The 2189-nt window shown below is 43.9% G+C and carries 3 protein-coding genes; all 3 read left to right on the forward strand.

The window, feature by feature from the left end; genetic code table 11:
• A partial coding sequence (locus B7Y67_RS15860) for a transporter associated domain-containing protein (protein WP_293599463.1) occupies positions 1 to 646 on the forward strand: 646 nt, incomplete at its 5' end.
• On the forward strand, positions 643 to 1713 hold the full coding sequence (locus tag B7Y67_RS15865; protein WP_293599464.1) for a GspE/PulE family protein: 1071 nt from the start codon (positions 643 to 645) through the stop codon (positions 1711 to 1713). The genes B7Y67_RS15860 and B7Y67_RS15865, both read left to right, overlap by 4 nt.
• Positions 1713 to 2189, forward strand: a 477-nt coding sequence (locus B7Y67_RS15870) for a type II secretion system F family protein (RefSeq protein ID WP_293599465.1), incomplete at its 3' end; no start/stop codon positions are given. The genes B7Y67_RS15865 and B7Y67_RS15870, both read left to right, overlap by 1 nt.

Below are 2189 nucleotides of genomic sequence, written 5' to 3' on the forward strand. Positions count from 1 at the left end.
CCGATCTAAGATTGAGATATTAGATCTCTCAAGACCGATTGATGAGGTGATTGAGCAATTAGAAACTTGTTATCACAACAAGCTTCCAGTTTGTGATGGCGACTCTGAGCGCATCGTTGGCATTCTCTCGGTTAAAAAAGCACTCTCGTTACTAGGTAATTCAGAGCTTCACCATGAAGACTTCAGGTCATTACTAAATGAGCCTTATTTCATCCCCAGCGGGACGCCCGTTCTTCAACAGATGCAATTTTTTCAGGACAATCAACAGCGCTTGAGTTTGGTTGTAAACGAATATGGTGAAGTGCTTGGCCTCGTCACTTTTGAAGACATAGTTGAAGAGCTTATTGGTGAGTTCACCACTTCATTCTCAAATCTTTCTAATGATCCTCATTGGTTAGCCGATGGCACTTATCTTGCTAGCGGTAGCGCATCATTGCGAGATTTAAATCGTCTTCTAAAACTAGAGTTGCCACTTGACGGACCGCGTACTTTAAATGGTCTCATTTTAGAAAAGCTTGAAGCAATTCCGGACTACGATGTCAGCATTCGGATTGCTGGCGTAGTAATGGAAATTGTTCAGTTTGATGAGCATGGAGTAAAAACAGTAAAGCTATACCAACCACTCATCCAACCGACCCAAGATTGAGCGAGCTACTGCATGACTCCCACATTATTCGGACCTGGCATGACATTGCTGTTAATGCATTAAATAATCGGGCAACGGATATTCATATTGAGGCGAGATCTCAAGAAACCATCATACGCTCGAGAATAGATGGTCGTCTCACTCTACAAAACCAATACCCTATTGATTTGCATGAGAGATTAATCACGCGGATCAAAATCTTGTCGCGTCTAGATATCGCAGAAAAGCGTTTACCTCAAGATGGACGCCTCCTCATTGGCCATGACTTTAGCTATCCGAATATTGATTGCCGGGTATCGATTCTTCCGACCCTACATGGTGAAAAAGCTGTTGTTCGCATCTTACCTAGTTGTCTAGAGGAGTTAGCACTAGATCAACTTGGCTTACTGCCCAAGCAACTTGAAATAGTCCGAGGTGCTATTAGTCAAACCAATGGATTGATTCTGGTAACAGGCCCCACAGGGAGTGGCAAGACACGTACTTTATATAGCTGCTTGAGCGCATTGAATCAAGTGCAACGCAATATTTGCTCTGTTGAAGATCCTATTGAAATTCGGCTTCCAGGAGTAAATCAGGTGGCCTACCACCCAAAAGCGGGCTTAGACTTTCCAAGCATTATTCGCGCCCTTCTACGCCAAGATCCGGATGTCATCATGATTGGTGAAATACGTGATTCGGCCAGCGCGCAACTTGCCATCCAGGCAGCCCAAACAGGTCATTTAGTTTTAAGCACGCTACATACGCGCAATGCTATTGGTGCTTTAGCAAGACTCAAAAGCCTAGGCATAGATCAAGAGTCTATTGAATCCTGTCTTCGTTGCGTCAGCTCTCAAAGGTTAATTCGAAAACGCTGCAATGAGTGCAATTCAATGCAAAGCAAAACGCCCTGCAATCTATGCAAAGGATCGGGCTATTTCGGCCGCATTGGCGTTCATGAAGTTTTGGGAAGTGGACAATTATTTGCATCAGCCCAAGTTCTGGACATCTACTCAGCGGGTACGCAACTACTGAAGTCTGGCTTAGTAGATCAGGCATCCCTAGATGCGGAGCTTGGGTCTTGGCATTAGTGCAAAAACTTTTAACTAGAAAACTCAGCCAATCTGAACAACTGCATTTTGCACAACAGATACTTGCTCTTCTTCAGTCTGGTCTTCCCTTGCTCAATGCTATACAGCTATTGATTCAGTCTGCACCTGCATCTTGGCAAATTTGGTTAGAGAATATCCGCACCCTACTTCAGAAGGGCAATAGCTTTTCTTTTTGCCTAAGTGCACAAGATGGCAAATTTTCTCCAGAGTTTTTTAATATTATTAGAGTCAGCGAGAGAACAGGTGATCTCAGCTTGGCACTCAGGACAATTTCACAGCAACTAGAAGCCCAGATTGAGCTGAGAAGAAAAGTTCAGCAATCACTGACTTATCCTGTAATTACCCTTGCTACCTCCTTCCTATTGGTGCTAGTGATGATGATTTGGGTTGTACCTGTATTTAAAGAGGTCTTTGCGAACTTTCAGGCTGAGCTACCGGCACCAACCAAAATTCTG

This window comes from Polynucleobacter sp. 35-46-11, from assembly GCF_002281105.1.